The sequence below is a fragment of the Pyxidicoccus sp. M6 genome (genome assembly GCF_055568925.1).
The window spans coordinates 2,147,304-2,165,419 of the sequence record NZ_CM145714.1; the positions used below are offsets into that span (position 1 = coordinate 2,147,304).

An 18,116-nucleotide genomic window follows, 5' to 3' on the forward strand; every position below is an offset into this window, starting at 1 on the left:
CTACACCGGCTCGCGCCGCCTGCACGCCTGCCATGCGAAGGCGCTGGCGGGTTTCGGCCCAGGGCGATACGTGCGAGGCCATGGATTCCGCATCTCCCATCGCCCTGCAGGCCCTGCTCGCGCACCATGTCCCCTCCGACGACAAGGAGCGCGGCGACTTGGAGCGCATGCGTCACTTCGCCGCCACGCTGGCGCAGCCCTTCTCGCGCTCGCAGGCCACGGCGCACTTCACCGGCAGCGCGGTGGTGGTGGACCCGGAAGGCGCGCGCGTGGTGATGCTGCACCACGGGAAGCTGAAGCGCTGGCTGCAGCCGGGCGGGCATGCGGACGTAGCGGATGGCGGCGACATGGCGGAGACGGCGCTGCGCGAGGCGCGCGAGGAGACGGGCTGCCGTGTCCATGTCCACCCCGCCGCTCCCCGGCCGCTGGACGTGGACATCCACACGATTCCGGCGCGCCGCGACGAGCCGGAGCACAGCCACCTGGACGTGCGCTTCCTGCTGGTGGCGGAGAACCCGGAGGCGCTGGTGCACGACCCGGCCGAGTCCACCGGCGTGCAGTGGCTCACCTGGGACGAGGCGCTGGCCCGCGCGGACGAGGCGCCGCTGCGGCGGATGCTGGAGAAGGCGCGGAGCGTGGTGGCCGCGGCGCGTCGCTAGGGGCTCGGTGCCGGAGCCTCCGTGTAGACGAGGAGGCTCGCGCGGAACTCGCGCTCGAATGAGCGGCCGATGATGCGGGTCTGCAGGGGCTCCAGGCGGACGGCGTCCGCGCCCGTCTTGCAGACCGTCTTGCGCAGCAGTCCCTTGAGCGAGAAGGCATCGTCCCGGCCGGACACGGCGAGGGTGAGCGGCACCGTGCCGATGACCCGGTACGGCCGCGTGGGCGCGAACTGCTCGTACAGGTCGAAGGCGCAGTCCGGGGACTTCGCGGGCCGCTTCTCCACCGGGAACTGTTCTTCGCGCCGGGGCTCGCGTGATGCGGTGGAGGCGCACGCCAGCCCGAAGACGGCGATGAGCGTGGGCAGCGACTTCGACAGCGACATGCGCGAGGGGCCCCCTGTCCCGGCACTCAACGCCCGGGGCGGTGCATCATATCGGTCTGGCCTCGTTCCATCCGTGCGTCACGGCTCGCGATGCGTGGGCGTCCGAAGTGGAGCTCGACCAGGAGGCAGACCTGGGCCGCGAGGTTCCGGTACACCCAGGCCGCGCCCGCTGCGTACAGGAGCACGATGGTCAGGGTTCCGCGAAGGGTCATGGATGAGCCGTCAGAGCGGAAGAGGTACAGCAGTTCCGCGGTGACCACGAGCAGCGCGGCGGGAAATCGAAGTGCTCCCGCGGGGCCTCCTGCCCCGAGGCTCAACGTCCGGGTTCGCGCGCCATATCAGCCCGGTCGCGCTCCACCGGCGCGCCATGGCTCGTGGCGCGCGGGCGTCCCGCCTGTGTGGAGCGCCGTTGCCGAGGGCGGGCCAGACGCCTTCGCTACTTCCGGGGCCGCTTGAAGAGGTCTCCAAGGCCCTTGCGTGCCTGGTTCACCGGGTTCTCGAGCCCCTCTGGCAGCGGGCCCCTGGCGATGTCCAGCGGGCTGCCAGGCGTCACCTCGGGCGCTCTCAGCGTGCCCGTGATGGTGAGTGGAATCGTCACCGGCACCTTCGTTGGAATCGCACCGCGGGTGATGGCCGAGACGAACTGTTCGGAAGAGTTGATGGTGCCCTTGAGCTCCAGGCGTTGGTCGAGCCCCACCCGCCCATCCAGCGTCCCGGAGCCAATGTCCGACTGAAACGCCATGGGCTTCGTGAACGCGACCCATCCGTCCTGGACCTGGAACTGCGCGCTCAGGTCCTTCAGCCGGGTGCCCTGCTCCGCCTTCTGGACCGTGCCCGCCGCGCCCTTGTGCCCCAGCACCGCCAGGCCCTGGGTCAGAATCGGAGTCACCTCCGCCCCGACGTCCACCGTCGTGAGGGCACCGTCGCGAAGCTGCACATTCCCGCCGCCGGTGACGCGGTCCCGCGCCTGGGCCCAATCCGCTCCGGTACCGGAGAGTTGAAGCTCGCCGCTGACCTTGCCCCGCAGGGACGGGTGTCCCGAAAGCGATTGGAAGGCCTGCGCGGTGTCCACTCCGGCGAGGACCACCTTCAGTGTCCACTCCGGCTGCTTCTTGGTGAGGTCCACCCGGGTCCCCGTGAGGTCCGCGTGCCCGCCATAGAGCGTTGCGCCACCACGCTGCACCAGGAGCACGCCTTCATCCAGCTTCGCCTGCGCGTCCACGTCCGTGGCCACGAGCGCGCCGTGATGGAGCTTCGCGAGCTTGAGCGTGCCGCCCACATCAATCTTCCCGAGCCGCGCGCGCACCGAGGCCGGCAGCGCGGTGGACGATTCTGCATCCTTCGGCTGCGGTGGCAGCGCTCCGAGCAGGTGCTTCACGTCGAGCTCCTGCCCTTGCAGTGCGAACCGCACGCGCGTGGGCGCCACCCGGGCCGAGGCCGTGCCGCCGAGCTGGATGCCCGGGCCCTCGAGCGAGAGCTGCGTGAAGTCCACCTTCGCCGCCTTCGCATGGGCCGGGTCGATGCGCGAGGTGAAGTCGAACGAGCCGCTCGCCGGCTCACCGCGAAGCTTCAGCTCCCTCGCTGAGCCGTGGCCCGTGAGCGAGTACGCGCCCTGTTCCGTCTTCACGTCCGCGCGGACGTCCACCCGGCCCCCGGTGAAGTAGCCAGCCACCTTCGGAGGCAGGAAGTTCCGGAATGCGTTCACGGAGAGGTCCTCGCCGCGCAGGTGCATCGTCACTTCGGGCCACGGCTGGCCGGGCTGGAGCTTCCCGGCGGGGAGCGGGTCGACCTCGAAGTCCAGCGCCACGTTCTGCTCCGGTGCGGCGAGCGCTGCCTTCATGGCGCCCTCGAGTGCTCGGCCCGGTCCGAGGCCCTTCAATTCCACGTCGATGTCCCGAAGCACCACCGCGGCGGTGCCCCCGGCCGCCTGCAGGTCGGTCACGTTCACCACGCCGTCTCGAATCCGAAGGTCCTCGACGAACGCCGCTCGCTCGGACTCCGGGCCGGTGCTCCCGAGCGACTCGTAGTTCCACGTCCCGTTCTCGCGCCGCACCAGGTTCAGCTTCGTGGCATCGAGCTTCAGCGCGCCCACGCGCACGTCCTTGCCGAGACTCCGGAGCAGCGGCCAGAGCTGAACGGTCGCAGTCGCACGTGGGGCCTCGAGGAGTGCCGGCTCGTTGCCTTCGCCCTCGACCCGCAGGTTCGTGATGGCGGCGCCGGGCCTCGGAAGCCAGTGGGCCTCGAGCTTTTCGACGCTCACGGGGCGGCCGAGAGACCTGGTGGCGGTGGTTTCGAGTTGCTCACGCAGACGCTCGGCGATCCACGGCGGCTTCAGCGCCAGCGCACCGGCCACCAACACCAGCACCGCGGCCACGACAGCGAGCGCGACCTTCGAGACACGGCGGGCGGAGTGAGCAGTCCTCTTCATGTCCTTGAGAGTTGGGCCGTTCCCGGCCCCACGAAGCCCTCACGCGGCCATGCTCCCGTTGGGCCGCACCAGCAAGAGCCGGCTGTCTCGCCGCCCGTGCGCAATGTCCCTTCGTCGACCGGCGCCGTGCCGCCGCTCGGACCTGAGCGGGCTCAGCGCTTTCCTTCAGGAGAACGGCGAGCGAGGACGGCGTTGATCTCGGCGCCCAGCATCAGCGCGAGCGAGGAAATCCACATCCACAGCAGCAGGACGATGATGCCCCCCAAGGCTCCATAGGTGATGCCGAACGTGCTGAAGCGGGAGACATAGAAGGAGAAGCCCAGCGAAGCGGCGAGCCAGACGAGCACTCCCACCACGGAGCCGGGGGTGATGAACTTGAACTCCTGCCGGGCATCCGGGAGCACGGAGTAGAGGATTGCCCAGAGGCTCATCATCAGCAGCGCCGCGAGGGGAAACCTCAGCCAGCCAGCCAGGGCTGCCCAGGGCCCGCCGAGCCTGGTGGCAAGGGCAGGGGCGGCCACCGCGACGAGCCCGGCGAGCGGCGCCAGGACGGCTCCTGCCAGCACCATCCCCAGCGCCATCCCGAGGACCTTCCAGCGCGGACGGCTCTCCGTCACACCGTAGGCGGTATTGAGGGCCGTCATGAGGCTCATCACCCCGGCGGTCGCCGACCACACCGCGGCGAGCGCGCTGAACGTGAGCATCCCCCTGCCAGGCCCGGAGGTGAGTTGCGCGAGCTGCGCATAGAGGAGCTGGCTGAAGGCCGGGGGGACCTCGCGCCCCAGCGCGCCGATGAGCGCTTCCACCTGCGAGGGTTGGATGACGAGGCCCGCCAGGGCGACGGTGAGGAGCAGGAAGGGAAAGAGAGACAGGAGGCCGTAGAACGTGAGGGCGGCCGCCGCGTCGCTCAGTTGGTTGCGCTTCCACTCCCGTCTCAACCCCGCAAGCAGGCCCCTCCACTCCGCTGCTCTGCCGGGCAGACCCCTCCGCGCCCCGGCAGGGCACCTTTCCGAGCCAGGCGCTTCCTTGCGAGTCAGGCTTCGGGGCTCGCCTTCCATGGTCATCTCCTGGGCGAAAGGTAGTCTCGCCCCGCCTCCGTCTGCTTCAAGAGCGCCACGGACCAGGGAGGCAGCCGGGCCCGAGCGCCGGACACTTGATAGGTTGGTTTTGGAGCGCAGCCCGGTTTTCCACCTGGAGGCCTCGCTCGCTGCCAGCCCTCACGACACCTCTATCCGAGGAGACGAGTCATGGAACGCGCGGATGCTGACCGCTTGAAGGCAGTGCTGGCCAAGATGATGGCCGTGCTGGTCATCATCGGAGCCATCAACTGGGGGTTGATCGGCTTCTTCAACTGGAACCTCGTGGATGCGATTCTGGGTGGCGGCTCACGAGAGGTGACCAGCGCTCTTGCGCGGCTCATCTACTCCATCGTGGGACTGGCGGGAGTGGCGCTCGCGCTCACGTTCCCGTGGCGCCGGCCGCTGGACATGACGACAACGACCACGACGACCCGAATCACGGGTGCCGGGGCCAACCGGCGGTCGGACGTGCGTACCTGACGTGGAGCGCCGTGGAGCTGAAGGAGGAGTGGGCAGTGGCACCCGGGAAGAGCCACCCGCGTCCCGGGTTGGCAGCAGCTCGCGGATTGCCATCTTGCGCCTTCTGACATGCGAGTGACATGCCCGGGTGTTACCCAGGCATGCACATCTCGCTCTTCTTCACAGGACACTGGGCCCTGTCGGTCCTCCTGCAGAGCCTCTTCCAGCACCGATACGCGGCCCACCGGATGTACACGATGGGACCGAAGACCGAGCGCTCACTGCATCTGCTCACCGCGCTGGTGCAGGGCTCGAGCTACCTCGAGCCTCGCGCCTATGCGCTCCTCCACCGTGAGCACCATGCCTTCGCCGATACGGAGAAGGACCCTCACTCCCCCGCCCACCACGGCAACCCGGCCCGGATGATGCTCGCGACGGCGCGCCGCTATGCCGCCTTCGTCACCCGGCGCGAGCAGCCGGAGGCGCGCTTCCTCGGTGGCTACCCCGAGTGGCCCGCCGTGGACCGCACCTTCGGACGCTGGCCGTCCCGCATTGGCTTCGGGGCGCTCTACACGCTGTTCTACCGGCGCTTCGCCACCCGGCGCTGGCAGTACCTGCTACTGCCACTGCACTACGTCATGGGGCCGATACACGGCGCCATCGTCAACTGGTGCGGCCACCGCTACGGCTACCGCAACTTCCGCACCCGCGACGAGTCCCGCAACTCGCTGCCCGTGGACGCGCTGTGCATGGGCGAGCTGTTCCAGAACAACCACCACGCCCGGCCGGCCAACCCGGACTTCGCCTCCCGGCGCTTCGAGCTCGACCCGACCTGGCAGGTGATGCGGCTGCTGGCCCGGCTGAAGCTCATCCGACTGGCCCACGTCCCGCGCGGCCACGACACGGAGGTCGCCCAGCAGCCCCTCCGGACCCCAGCCCGCGCGCGCTCCTCCGCGGCCGCCCCTCCTCTCGTCCCATCTTCGGGGGCAGCGCCGCGGCGTCAATGGGCTCTCCCGCGGTGACGCCCCACATCCATACGGCTTCCGGCTCACCCGCGACGCCACCGTCAATCGGGAGCCATCGCCGCGAGTCGATGGACGAGCCGCTGGACAACGTGGATGCCTGCCTCCAGGCGTGGAACGACTCCGACCCGCTGAAGGGGGCTACGCCGGGGCCTGCTCCCGCGTGAGGCGCTGGAGCGTCCCGTCCAGGTAGCGCGCGCGGCACGCGGAGCGCTGCAGCTTTCCGCTGGACGTCTTCGGTAGCGCTCCCGGGCGCACGAAGACCACGCGCGGCGGGAAGCCGAAGTGCTCCTGCGCGGCCCGCTGCACCGCTGCCTCCAGCGCGGCCGGGTCCGCGCCCGTCTCAGGAGTGACGGCGAGGACGACCTCCTCCGTGCCCTCGGAGCCGCGCACGCTGAACGCCACCACCGCGCCACTGCGCACGCCGTCCAGCGCGCCCACCACGCGCTCCACGTCGGCCGGCGCATGCTTGCGGCCGCCCACGACGAGCAAATCCTTGAGCCGGTCCACGATGAACAGCTCGCCCTCGGCGAGGTAGCCCAGGTCTCCCGTGCGCAGCTCCCCGCGCGGCGCTCCGCCCTCGCGCAGCTCATGGAAGTAGCCGGGCGTCACGGACGGGCCGGACACCGCGACTTCCCCCAGGTGCCGCTCGGGCAATTCGCGTCCGTCCTCGGTGGAGAGGATGCGCACCCGGTGCCCGGGCACGGGCCGGCCCACGCTGATGAGGGTGGTGCTGTCCGCGCTTCCGCTCTCCACGGGCCGCGCTTCACCTCGGGCCGTGAGGGCCTCGCGCTCCACGGTGTCACAGCGCAGGGGCGCATCCGGAGGAGGGAAGGACACGGCCAGGGTCGCCTCGGCCAGTCCGTACGCGGGGCGGAAGCTGGTGGCGCGGAAGCCAGCGGGTCCGAAGCGACGGATGAAGGCCTCGGCCGTCTTCGGGTCTATGGGCTCCGCCCCGTCGAAGGCGAGCCGCCACGAGGACAGGTCCAGCTCGCGCAGCGCGCTCTCGGGGATGCGGTGCGCGAGCAGGTGGTACGCGAAGTTCGGCGCGGGGCTGAACGTGGCGCGGAAGCGGTGGATGGCCCGCAGCCACGAGTCCGGCCGGTAGACGAAGCTCTTCAGCGGCGCGACGTACGCGGGAATGCCCAGGTACATGCCGAGCAGCAGCCCGGCCACCAGGCCCATGTCGTGGAACACGGGCAGCCACGAGTAGACGGCGTCGTGCCCGTCCATGCGTCCGCCCTCGATGATGGCGCGCAGGTTGGCCACGAGGTTGTCGTGCCGCACCACCACGCCCTTCGGCTCGCCGGTGCTGCCGGACGTGTACTGCAGGAAGGCAATTCCCTCCGGGCGGCAGCGCCAGTCGAGCGCGCGCTCCAGGGGAACGGACTCGCCGTCCAGCTCCGCTACCTCGACGAGGGCGAGCGTCGCCGCGTCGAGCGCCCCGGCCACGGCCTGCCGGGCGCGCGCGTCGTCCACCACCAGGACGCGAGGCTTCGCGTCGCGGGCCACCGAGCGGAGTCGCGACTGGTACGACTGCATCTGCAGGTCGGCCATCGACGGCAGTGGCGCGGGGATGGCGCCGAGCACCTGCGTGGCGACGAGGAATGAGAAGAACGCGTCCGCGCGGGACACGCACAGCAGCACGGTGTCCCCGGGCCGCACGCACGCGCGGGCCAGCAGCGCGGCGGCTTGATGGACACTCTTCGCGAGCGCCACGTAGGTGAAGGGCCGCGCCTGGGGCTCGCGTCCGGTGAAGCCCACCGCGTGGAGCACGGGCTGGTCGGGCGTGCGGGCCACGCGCCGCGCGAAGGCCTCGGGGAAGGTGAGCGTGCGGGCGGGCAGCCAGGCCGTGACTTCAGCCCCGGTGTTCGCGGGCACGGGCAACCACGCCGAGTTCGCGGGCTCCGCCTCGGCGAGTGTGAGCGAAGGAGCGGGACGCAGCGCCGGGGGTGCGGACTCAGCAGCCGACATGCGGACCTCCGTCGATGAGCTCGGCCTCCGAGGTGATGCACGCGCGAGCGGACTCAGCCGGCATACAGACCTCCGTCGATGAGCATGGCCGCGGGCTCGGCCTCGGAGGCGACATGCGCGGGAGCGAGCTCAGCCGACATGCAGACCTCCGTCGATGGGGATGGCCGCTCCCGTCAGGTAGGGTGTCTTGCAGGTGGCGAGGAACTCGATGACCTCGGCGATTTCGTCCGGCTGTGCGAAGCGGCGCAGGGGCACGCGAGGCATGACGAACTGCTGCAGCGTGGCGCGCATCGGCGCGGCCATGGGCGTGTCGACATAGCCCGGCAGCACCGCGTTGACGGAGATGCCGTGCGGCGCCAGCTCGCGAGCGTGGGACTGCGTGAGCGCCACCATGCCCGCCTTCGACGCCGCGTACGGCCCCGCGAGCGCGGCCCCGGTGAGCCCGGAGATGGAGCTCACGTGGACGATGCGCCCGCCCGTGCGCGCCATGATGGCGCCGAAGTGCGTGGTGGTGTGGAGCGTGCCGGTGAGGTTGATGCGCAGCACGCGCTCGACGGCCTCCGCGTCGTCCTTGAGCGCGGACACCTGCTGGAACACGCCCGCGCAGGTGACGAGCACGTCCACCCGGTGCCAGGCCGCGTCGACGCTCGCGGCCACGCGGCGCACGGAATCCACGTCCGCCACGTCCATTACCTCGCAGCTCAGGCGGGGCGGGTCCTCGCTCACCTGCGCCAGCGCGCGCAGGGACTCCGGCGCGTGGTCCGTCGCCACCAGGTGAAGCCCGGCGCGCAGCAGGCGCCGCACCACCGCGCGCCCGATGCCACCCGCCGCTCCCGTGATGACGGCGACGCGAGGCTCAGACATGCAGGCCCCGGGGGGGAGGCGAGGGCTCGGAGGCGGAAGGCTGCCGCGCGGTCAGGTCCCCGGGCGCGGGTGCGGCCTGCATGGCGCTCCGCACCTGCTCGGTGGAGTGGGTCGCGGTCCGCTGCGTGGGCTCGGTCCGAGCGGCGGATGGCTCCGAGGCGGCGGGGCGCGAGGCCGGCTTGGCCTGCGGGTAGAAGTCGCGTCCCGTCGAGATGAACGCGTCCAGCGCCAGCATGGGCCCATCGGGCAGCAGGGCCCGCACCGCGTCCGACGTCAGCAGGCGCGAGGCCCGCTCGCGTGTGAGGTAGCGGCACAGACTCCCGAAGCCGAGCGGGAAGTCGATGAGCTCCCGCGCCAGCACGTCCACCACGGTGGGGTGCCCCAGCGTGCGCTCCGAGAGTGCGCGGGTGGCGAAGCCCAGCAGCGAGATGAGCACCGCGTCCGCGAGCGGCGCGGAGCCATGCGCCCCCCGGACCTCCGCGGTGGCCAGCGCCTCCAGCGCCTGCTCCACGGTGTTCAGCGCCACCGGCCCCGGCAGGTGCGGCGCCAGCACCATGGCCAGCGCGGCGCGCGGCAGCGCGTGGATGAGCTCCGCCGGAGAGCGCACGAAGCCGATGGTGCGTACCGTGGCCAGCGCCTCCCGCGCCTCGCCACCCTCGAGCACGTGCGCCACCAGCGGCCCCAGGTACGCGCCGAGCAGCGCATGCAGCACCGGCTCTCCCGTCGCGTTCGACAGCACCGGGTGGAACCCGGCCCGGTGCAGCAGCGCGAAGAGGCTGCGCGCCACGTCCAGCGGCTGGCCCTTCCCCCCGCGCAACTCCACCACCGGCAGGCCCGCCTCCAGCAGCGGCGCGTACAGCACCACGTCCGACGTCCCCAGCAGCGAGCCCTCCACCAGGTCCACCGCCAGCGCCACCGTGCCCTCCGGCAGCGGCCCCTGCTCGGGCGCGTAGCCTGTGACGTGGATGGCCGGAGCGCCCGGAGGCGGAGCCCACGGCGCCACCTCCACCGACAGGCCGCGCACGCGCCGGGTGCGCAGCTCCTCCGCGAACGACGCGAGCCGCGCATCCTCGGCGTCGATGACGAGGTGCGTGAGCGGCGGCAACTCGTGCTCGCGCAGGCTGTGGTGCTGCGCGAGCCGCCGCACGAAGAAGATGGACAGCGCGGCCTTGGCGATGGGGTTCACCACCGAGCGCCCGCAGGCCTCCACCTCGAGCTGGTAGTGCGCCGCGTCCGCCACGTCCCGCCGCGAGGCGGCCAGCATCAGCTCGAAGCACTCCGTGTACACGGGCTGGTACGCCGGCGGCAGGCTGGCGATGCGCTCACGCGTGCGCGCCTCGAAGTCCGGCGGCACGGGGGGGAGCTCCCATGGGGCCACCTGGCAGCGCTTCGGTGAGCCACAGTCCAGTACCGAGTCCACGAAGAGCTCCACGCCCGCGTCGAAGCCCGCGTCGTCGAAGCAGGCATCCACCAGCCCGCGGCGCATCGCATCAGGCGCGGACCAGCGCTGGCCCCACAGCAGCGCCTCCGTGGCGCTCTCCAGGCCGATGAGCCGGGGCAGGTCCTGCGTGCTGCCGAACGCCGGGATGAACAGGTACTCGGCAATCTCCGTCATGTAGAAGTGGGTCTCGTACGTGTGCGCGGCGACGCGGTAGTCGCAGTGCAGCGAGAACTCCACCCCACAGCCGTAGCAGTTGCCCCGGATGGCGGCGATGGTGGGTGCGGGGAACTCGCGCACCGCGCGGTAGGCGCGCGTCACCGTCTCCGTCATCCGCGCGATGTCCTCGGGCGCCTGGGCGGTGCCCGCCATCATCAGCCCCACGCCGTTGATGAAGCTGCCCGGCTTGGCGCTGCGGAAGACGAGCGCGCGCACCCGCTCGCGGTCCACGCCCTCCAGGAGCTCCAGCAGTTGCACCGCCGCTTCATGGCTGAAGATGTTGAAGTCACACCCGGGAGTGTCCAGCGTCAGCACCAGGACATCTCCCACCCACTGCGTCCCGAAGAGCCTCGTGGCGTTGGACATGGCCTACCCCAGTGCAGCGACGTAGTTGCAGAGCGAGCCCACGGTGAGCGCGGACGGGTCCGGCTCACTCGCAATCCAGTCGTCCAGCAGCACCGGCTGCCGGACGCGGTCCTCCAGCTCCAACGCGAGCCGGGCAATGCTCATCGAGTCGAAGCCCAGGTCCGTGACGAAGCAATGCCCGCGCTCGATGACGTCGGGCAGGGGCAGCCGGCACGCGGCCCGTGTCGCCGCCACCACGGCGTGAAGAATGGAATCGCTTTCGCTCCCGGTGTGCATCGCGGAACCCCCCATCGCTGGGCCACTGAACAGTCAGCAGCCCGGTTGTCCAATCCAGGAGCAGCAGCACTGCGCCCCAACCCGGGAGACTTCCCGCCACCCGCCGACCCCAACCCACCCGGCGTAGAATCAATGAATGATAAAAATATACAGGGAGGGTCTAACCTGGAGAAGCGGGTGTCTCATGACTCTGTATCAATCTTCGTTTGTTGCATGGTGACGGACACATTCGAGCTCCAAGCGACGCGAAGGGGACATGGGTGATGTTGACTCGAGGGTTGTCAGGAATGACCGCACAGACCCACGTCTGCGCTGTGAATCGACGGGAGGAGTAGCGTCAGGGGCCCGGGGGGAGCTTCCACATGCAGAACGTCAGCCCACTGCCTCCACGCGTCGAGCTTCCAGCAGTGCAGCAATCGCTGCTATGGCGCGCGCGTCCCTATGAGTTGTTGCTCAGCAGCCGGGAGCGGCTGGGAGACGCCTTCACGCTGGAGCTCGGCAGCCACGGCACGTACGCGGTGTTCTCGCATCCGGACGCGCTGCGGGACATCTTCTCCGCGGACCCCGCGGTGCTGCACGCGGGCGAGGGCAACGTGGTGCTGAAGCCGCTGCTCGGCGCGCACTCGCTGCTGCTGCTGGAGGAGAAGCCACACCAGCGCGAGCGGCGCATGCTGGGGCCGGCCTTCCATTCGCGGCGAATCGAACAGTACGGCGCGCGGGTGCGCGAGGCCACGCTGGCGGCCCTCCAGGACTGGCGGCCCGGACAGTCCGTCGTCATCCAGGACGTCATGCAGCGCGTGTCGCTGCGGGTCATCCTCACGGCGGTGTTCGGCCTGGAGGGCGGCGCCCGCGCCGACGAGTTGAGCGAGCGCATCCAGGCCTTCCTCAACGACTCCAAGTTCAACCTCGGCAACCTCGGGCAGCTCCGCGAGGAGCACCAGTCCGAGGCCTGGGCCGCGTACCGGCGGAGCCTGGAGCGCATCGACGCGCTCCTCCTGGAGGAGGTGCGCCACCGGCGCGAGCTGAAGGACAGCGAGCGCGGCGACATCCTCGGCATGCTGCTGGCGGCCACCTACGAGGACGGCACGCCCCTGGACGACGGCGTGCTGCGTGATGAGCTGATGACGCTGGTGGTGACGGGCTACGAGACGACGGCGACGGCCATCGCCTGGGCCCTGCATTGGCTGCACACCTCACCCGGCGCATTGGAGCGGCTGCGTGAGGAATTGCACGCGCTGGGGCCCGAGCCCACACCGGCCGCGCTCGCTGGCAGCGCCGCGCCCTGGCTGAAGGCCGTCTGCCAGGAGACGCTGCGCCTGCACCCCATCATCCCCGTCGTCGCGCGCCGCACCCAGGTGCCCTTCCTCATCCAAGGTCACGAGGTACCCGCGGGCGTCACGGTGGCCGCGTGCATCTACCTCGCCCACCACCGCCCGGAGGCCTTCGCGGAACCCGACGCGTTCCGTCCGGAGCGCTTCCTGGAGCGAGCCTATTCACCCTTCGAATATCTGCCCTTCGGAGGAGGTGTGCGCCGATGTATCGGAATGGCACTCGCGCTGTATGAGATGAAGGTCGTGCTCGGAATCCTCCTCTCGCGTTTCGAGCTGGCACCGCTGGACCCCCAGGTACGGCCCCAACGTCGCGCCGTCACCATCGCCCCGTCCGGCGGTCTGCGCATGTGCATAGAGCGATTGCGGTCCTGAATCGTTACATGTGTGCTGGGAGTGCAGGGATTCCATCCCTTTCACACAGTTGTGAGCACTCACATCGACCCCGGTGGCTGGAATCCGCGAGGCGTTGCTCACTAAGCTGCATCGGTGAGCGCTGGCATGCGCGACGGCGAAGGTAGCGCTGTTACATGCCACGTCCGGGGGGACAGCCAGGCGGGGGAGGCGCGCTCGCGCTCGGGGGGCATGCGGTCATGGACAACATGGATGAGAAGGTCATCAGTGATTTCGCCAGGAAGGGTGCACTCACCTTCATCAGCTGGGTGGCGCTGCCCGGCTTGAATTGCGCGTACCTCATCGCGCTGTCCATGGGGCTCAACAGCGACGAGGGGCTGTGGGCCACCACGCGCATCGCCCCCGCGCTCATCTTCTTCTTCGGCACCATCTACCCCTATGCCGCGCTGCGCCTGCTGGCCTCGCGGGCCCTGAGGCACCGTGCGGATGACGCGCCGGGTGAGCGGCTGGGCCGCATCCTCCGGCTGCCGTGGCAGAGCACGGTCTTCACCACCTACGCGGCATGGACGCTGGGCGGGCTGAGCTTCAGCATCCCGGTGTGTCTCCAGTTCGACAAGGAGGTGCTGCGCGTGGTGCTGGGCTCCACCATCGCCTTCTGCTTCGGCGTGGTGATGTCGGTGCCCATCGCGCTGAGCCTGGAGAAGCAGTTGGTGCCGCTCGCGATGGAGGAGCAGCGGCTGCACCCGGCCGTGGCGCCTCGCGGTGGTGGCTTCTTCTGGCCGCGCCAGGCGTGGTTCCTGCCCTTCACCTTCGTGGCCTCCATCGTCTCCACGCTGCTGCTGAGCGGCTGTGTGATGGCGGTGAAGATGCTGGGGCTGCGCGACGTGCTGCGTGTGGAATTGGCCAGCGAGGGGGCCATCACCACCTCGCAGATGCTGGACTCGCTGGGCGGCACGCTGGTGAAGGAGTTGTTGAGCTCCATGGCCTGGGTGGCCGGTCTGGTGCTCATCCTGCCGGCCATCACCACGTACATGCTCGCGCGCCGTCAGGCGGAGGGCACCCGCGCGGTAGGCGTGGCGATTGAAGCCCTGGCGGACGGGCGCACGATTTCGCCCGAGTGGGTGTCCACGGATGAGATTGGCACCCTGGCCTCGGGGATGAACGCGGTGCTGGCGAAGCTGCGGCAGCTTCCGCTGACCCTTCAGGCCTCCGCCGCGCTGTTGGGGGATGCGGGCGGCCACCTGCGCGCCGCCAACGACGAGCAGCAGCAGAGCCTCACCCGTCAGGCCGCCGCGCTGCACGAGGCGCAGGTGACGTCGGAGGAAATCAAGCGCACGTCCCTGCTGGCGGCGGAGCGCGCGGACGAGGTGCTCCAGGTGGCCCGTCGCGCGGAGGAATTGGGCCAGAAGGGTGAGGCGGCGGTGGAGCAGAGCGTCACCGGGTTGGCGGACATCCGCCGCGCGGTGGACGGCATCCAGCAGCGGCTGGCGCGGCTGGCGGAGAGCACCACCCAGATTGGCGACATCACCGAGACGGTGAAGGACCTGGCGGACCAGTCGCACCTGCTCGCGGTGAACGCGGCGATTGAGGCGGCGCGCTCGGGCGAGCAGGGAAAGGGCTTCGCGGTGGTGGCGCGCGAGATTCGCGGGCTGGCGGACCAGTCCATCCAGGCCACGCGGCGCATTCGCGGCATCCTCCAGGACATCAGCAAGGGCATCCGCGACGCGGCGCTGATGGGTGAGCAGGGCGTGCACACCATCGGCACCGGCCTGGACCAGATGCGCGCGTCCGGTGAGTCGCTGCGCGAGCTGTCGCGCATCTCCCAGGAGAACTCCACGGCGGCGCGTCAGATTGCCTCGGCGGTGACGCAGCAGAACGCCGGCTTCTCGCAAATCTTCACGGCCATTGGCGACCTGTCGCAAATCATGGACGCCACGCTGAAGCGCCTGGAGTCCACGCAGGAGGCCACCGCCACGCTCTCCAACGTGTCTCAGGAAGTGGGCCGCATGGCCCGGCAGTTCACCGCGACGCGCTGACGTCCGTCCCGCTCAGCGGCAGCGTGAGGACGAAGGTGGTGTCCCCCGGCGCGGAGGCGAGGCGCAGGTCGCCGCCGTGCGCGAGGGCAATCTTCCGTGCCAGCGGCAGGCCCAGGCCGGTGCCCTTCTCCCGCGTGGTGAAGAAGGGCTCGAAGATGCGCTCGCGCTCCGCCTCGGGGACACCGGGCCCGGTGTCGCGCACCTGGATGGTGTAGCGGCCCTCGCCCGCCGTGCCGGACACGCGCACCCTGCCTCCCTGGGGCGAGGCCTGCACCGCGTTCTTCACCAGGTTCACCAGGGCCGCGGTGAGCAGGCTGCCGTCCGCCTCCAGCAGCGCGGGCGCGGCGTCCACCTCCACGGCGACCTGGCGCGTGCCCGCCTCGGCGGCCAGCAGCTCGCAGGCGCCGGAGAGCAGCTCGGGCGCCTGTACCGGCGCGCGGGCCAGCGGCTGCTCGCGGGCGAAGGCGAGGAAGTCCTCGACGATTTGCTGGAGGTAGGCCACCTCGCGCTGGATGCGCTTCACGTGCTCGCTCGCGTCGGAGTGGGCGCCGGCCTGGAGGTCCTCCTGGAGGAGGCCCGAGAAGAGGGCGATTCCGCCGATGGGGTTGCGCACCTCGTGGGCCACGCCGGCGAGCATCATCTTGAGCTGCCTGTCCCGGCTCTCCAGCGCGCCACGCATCACCTCCAGCTCGCGCGCCAGCACGCCGATTTCGAGCGTGGGCTCCGGCGGCACGGGCGTGGTGAGGTCTCCCCGGCCGATGCGCAGCGCGGAGTCCATCAGCCGCCGCAGCGGCCGGGCCAGCCCGCGCGCGGTGAGCAGCGCGATGACGGCGAGCGCGGCGAGGGCCACCGCGCCCATGACGGCGAAGGTGCGCGAGAGGCTCTTCAGCGGACCGAAGAAGGCCGCGCTGCCCTCCACTCCCACCGCGCCCACGACGCGGCCGTCCTGGCGCACGGGGGCATAGCCCGTCTTGTAGAGGTGCCCGTCCGTGCCGGTGAAGAGCACCTGGCTGGCGGCGCGCTCGCCCGCGAAGACGCGCGCCAGCTCCAGCCTGTCGCGGGCCAGTTCCGGCATCTCCGCGCCCACCGGCAGGCCGCCACCCACGTCCACGCGCACGCGGCCCTGGGTGTCCACGACGTAGACGCGGCGCACGCCGCTGGCCTCGCGCACGCCCTCCAGGGTGCGCACGAGGTTTCGCCACGTGCGGGTGCCGGTGACGTCGTCGCCGGGCTCCACGGTGAGCATGCGCTCGCCGTTGACCTGGCTCGCGGTGGCGGCGGCGATGGCGGAGAGGCTGGCGCCCAGCTCCTCCTCGAGGATGGCGCGCGCGAGCTGGTACACCGCCGTGCCCGCCAGCGCGACGAAGAGCAGGGTGGGGACGAGGAACGCCACCAGCAGCCGCGCGGAGAGCGAGCCCAGTGCGTCCCTCCACCGCGAGGTGTGTCGGGCTCCATCGGCCATGTGTGCCGCGGACTCTACCCGAGCCTCGTCATTCTCCGCGCCTCGAAGGCGCTCGGAGATTGCGCCGGGAAGCTCCATGTGGCCGCGCTTCAGTCCGGGAGGACGCGCTGCACCTCCGCCGTCCCGCTGGGCCCGCACTCTCCGCCGGCTACGGAGACCTCCTTCGTGTCGCTGCTCTGGCCGTCGGCGCTGGTGGCGCGAAGGAGGTACCTGCCCACCTCGTTCCGGGTCTCCCACTCCAGGCAGGTTCCCGCCGTCTGGCCCTGCCGGGTGCAGGTGGCATCCTCTTCGGCGCCACCGTCGAGGCTGAACGTGACGCGGGCGTCCTGCACGGCCACGCCCCGCGCATTCACCACCGTCATCCTCACGGCGGGGACCCAGACCGCGGGGCAGACAACGGGTTCGTCCTCTTCTCCACAGGCGGCAAGCAGCGCGGCGGCCAGCAACATCGGGAGCGAAGTGAAGCGCACGGGACATTCCTCCGGAGCGACGGCATCGAAGCCCCTGGCATGTGCAAGCCAGGGGCCGCATGCGACGTCGCCGCGCCGGTCGGAGCGCATGTGCTGGACGCGCGTGGCACCCGCGTCAGCCGTGTGACGGAGGCCACGGATTTTCGAGGGACGCGGCCCCGGTGTGTGTCAGTGCGTGACGGGAGGCTCCACGCGCTCCCGGGCCAGTCCGGCCTCGCTGGGCGCGTCGGTGACGCCGCTCACGTCACGCGGCATCTGCATCCGCAGCGCTCCTGGAGGTGCCTCGCGGGTGCCGCCGTCCACCGAAGGCAGCCTCAGCCAGTACACCGTCGCGCCCGAGTGGTAGCGATTGGAGGAAGAGAACCGGACGGTGTAGGGCCCGGACTCCTCACCATGGGAGATGAGCAACGGGTCGCTGCCCGGTTCGAGCACCATGGACACGTGCTCGCCCTTGCCGTTGCGCGCCCAGAGGCAGAGGTCCCCCGCCTTCACTTGAGATTGCGACACGGCGCTCAGGTAGCTCAGCAGCGTGCCCGTGTAGCCCTGGCCGTTGAAGCCCAGGCCGTTCGGGTCACCCGCGCCCGCCCACTTGTAGCAGAGCGTGACGAAGCCCGAGCAGTCCGTGTTCAGCGGCAGCTTGTGGCGCTGGTTGATGCCGTCCATGGGGCGCAGCTGCTGGTAGTGGATGCCGGCGGCGTTCGAGATGCCCCACTGCGCCTCCGCGATGATTTTCTCGCGCAGGCCGGTGACGGGCGTGGGAGCGGGGGCTCGCAGTGCCGCCCACGTCGCGGGACCGACGATGCCGTCCACCGTCAACCCCCGCGCGCGCTGGAAGTCCATCACCGCCGCCTTCGTCTTCGCTCCGAAGTCTCCATCCGCCGCGCCGGGGCTGCAGCCCACCGCCGTGAGCAGTCGCTGCAGCTCCACGACGGCGGGCCCGGATGCGCCTTGTTGGAGGATGGGGTCGGCCTTCGGGGCACGGCCTGTGATGGGGACATACGATTCTTGTTCGGACATGGCGTCTCCTTTCGGGGGGAGCGCCAGTGCCCCCTTCGAGGCGGAGTGCGCATGTCGGGGATGTGACGCACCGGGTGCCGGGACTGCAATCCGGTTGCGGCCGTGCGCGGGGCGTGGTCTATGTCGCGTCCGGCGCCTCACGGCGTCGTCCCATGATCTCCTCCCGCTGACCCACTTCCCCGAGACTTCCCCCGTCGCCCCGGCACTCAGGCCGTGGCGCGCCGGTGCGTGTCGTCCGGACGTGTGGGCCCTGCCGAGTCCCCGCCGCGAAGTCCCTTCCAT

Annotated in this window: 15 protein-coding genes; 5 read left to right on the forward strand and 10 right to left on the reverse strand. The window is 70.7% G+C overall.

Annotation, left to right across the window (positions count from 1 at the left end; genetic code table 11):
- Positions 1 to 80 precede the first annotated feature (80 nt).
- Complete coding sequence (locus ACVTJA_RS08965; RefSeq protein ID WP_465835553.1) at positions 81 to 659, forward strand: NUDIX hydrolase; 579 nt, start codon at positions 81 to 83, stop codon at positions 657 to 659.
- On the opposite strand, the gene ACVTJA_RS08970 is transcribed toward ACVTJA_RS08965, so the two are convergent.
- From ACVTJA_RS08970 to ACVTJA_RS08980, 3 genes are all read right to left on the reverse strand, one after another.
- Entirely contained in the window at positions 656 to 1,042 is a 387-nt protein-coding gene (locus tag ACVTJA_RS08970; protein ID WP_465835554.1) for a hypothetical protein, read from the reverse strand. The genes ACVTJA_RS08965 and ACVTJA_RS08970 overlap by 4 nt on opposite strands.
- A 436-nt stretch (positions 1,043 to 1,478) precedes the next feature.
- The gene (locus tag ACVTJA_RS08975) at positions 1,479 to 3,470 is read right to left on the reverse strand and encodes an AsmA family protein (RefSeq protein WP_465835556.1); all 1,992 of its coding nucleotides are present in this window, start codon (positions 3,468 to 3,470) and stop codon (positions 1,479 to 1,481) included.
- 152 nt (positions 3,471 to 3,622) lie between these two features.
- A complete protein-coding gene (locus tag ACVTJA_RS08980) occupies positions 3,623 to 4,408 on the reverse strand; it encodes a YihY/virulence factor BrkB family protein (RefSeq protein WP_465835557.1) in 786 nt (261 codons plus the stop codon).
- 309 nt (positions 4,409 to 4,717) lie between these two features.
- Between ACVTJA_RS08980 and ACVTJA_RS08985 the strand changes: the two genes are divergently transcribed.
- The gene (locus tag ACVTJA_RS08985; RefSeq protein WP_465835558.1) at positions 4,718 to 5,029 is read left to right on the forward strand and encodes a DUF378 domain-containing protein; all 312 of its coding nucleotides are present in this window, start codon (positions 4,718 to 4,720) and stop codon (positions 5,027 to 5,029) included.
- A gap of 140 nt (positions 5,030 to 5,169) precedes the next feature.
- Positions 5,170 to 6,030 (forward strand): acyl-CoA desaturase, encoded by an 861-nt coding sequence (locus tag ACVTJA_RS08990; protein WP_465835560.1) that lies wholly within the window; start codon positions 5,170 to 5,172, stop codon positions 6,028 to 6,030.
- 141 nt (positions 6,031 to 6,171) lie between these two features.
- Here the strand turns inward: ACVTJA_RS08990 and ACVTJA_RS08995 are convergent, their stop codons facing one another.
- From ACVTJA_RS08995 to ACVTJA_RS09010, 4 genes are all read right to left on the reverse strand, one after another.
- Entirely contained in the window at positions 6,172 to 8,004 is a 1,833-nt protein-coding gene (locus ACVTJA_RS08995) for a fatty acyl-AMP ligase (protein WP_465835562.1), read from the reverse strand.
- Between the two features lie 129 nt (positions 8,005 to 8,133).
- Complete coding sequence (locus ACVTJA_RS09000) at positions 8,134 to 8,868, reverse strand: SDR family NAD(P)-dependent oxidoreductase (RefSeq protein ID WP_465835563.1); 735 nt, start codon at positions 8,866 to 8,868, stop codon at positions 8,134 to 8,136.
- The gene (locus tag ACVTJA_RS09005) at positions 8,861 to 10,891 is read right to left on the reverse strand and encodes an enoyl-CoA hydratase/isomerase family protein (RefSeq protein WP_465835565.1); all 2,031 of its coding nucleotides are present in this window, start codon (positions 10,889 to 10,891) and stop codon (positions 8,861 to 8,863) included. The genes ACVTJA_RS09000 and ACVTJA_RS09005 overlap by 8 nt, the downstream gene beginning before the upstream one ends.
- Before the next feature lie 3 nt (positions 10,892 to 10,894).
- A complete protein-coding gene (locus ACVTJA_RS09010; RefSeq protein WP_465835567.1) occupies positions 10,895 to 11,167 on the reverse strand; it encodes a hypothetical protein in 273 nt (90 codons plus the stop codon).
- A 362-nt stretch (positions 11,168 to 11,529) separates the two neighbouring features.
- On the opposite strand from ACVTJA_RS09010, the gene ACVTJA_RS09015 reads away from it, so the two are divergent.
- Together ACVTJA_RS09015 and ACVTJA_RS09020 are read left to right on the forward strand one after the other, a co-directional pair.
- On the forward strand, positions 11,530 to 12,870 hold the full coding sequence (locus ACVTJA_RS09015) for a cytochrome P450 (RefSeq protein WP_465835568.1): 1,341 nt from the start codon (positions 11,530 to 11,532) through the stop codon (positions 12,868 to 12,870).
- A gap of 218 nt (positions 12,871 to 13,088) precedes the next feature.
- Positions 13,089 to 14,885, forward strand: a complete 1,797-nt coding sequence (locus ACVTJA_RS09020) for a methyl-accepting chemotaxis protein (protein ID WP_465835570.1) — start codon at positions 13,089 to 13,091, stop codon at positions 14,883 to 14,885.
- Here the strand turns inward: ACVTJA_RS09020 and ACVTJA_RS09025 are convergent.
- The 3 genes from ACVTJA_RS09025 to ACVTJA_RS09035 all read right to left on the reverse strand — a co-directional run bounded on the left by ACVTJA_RS09025 (position 14,869) and on the right by ACVTJA_RS09035 (position 17,834).
- On the reverse strand, positions 14,869 to 16,347 hold the full coding sequence (locus ACVTJA_RS09025; RefSeq protein WP_465835571.1) for a sensor histidine kinase: 1,479 nt from the start codon (positions 16,345 to 16,347) through the stop codon (positions 14,869 to 14,871). The two genes, ACVTJA_RS09020 and ACVTJA_RS09025, sit on opposite strands and share 17 nt — an antisense overlap.
- A gap of 89 nt (positions 16,348 to 16,436) precedes the next feature.
- Positions 16,437 to 16,817 carry a hypothetical protein gene (locus ACVTJA_RS09030; RefSeq protein WP_465835572.1) on the reverse strand — a complete coding sequence of 127 codons (381 nt, stop codon included), beginning with the start codon at positions 16,815 to 16,817 and terminating at the stop codon, positions 16,437 to 16,439.
- A gap of 168 nt (positions 16,818 to 16,985) precedes the next feature.
- Positions 16,986 to 17,834 (reverse strand): peptidoglycan-binding protein, encoded by an 849-nt coding sequence (locus ACVTJA_RS09035; RefSeq protein ID WP_465835574.1) that lies wholly within the window; start codon positions 17,832 to 17,834, stop codon positions 16,986 to 16,988.
- Positions 17,835 to 18,116: the final 282 nt, after the last annotated feature.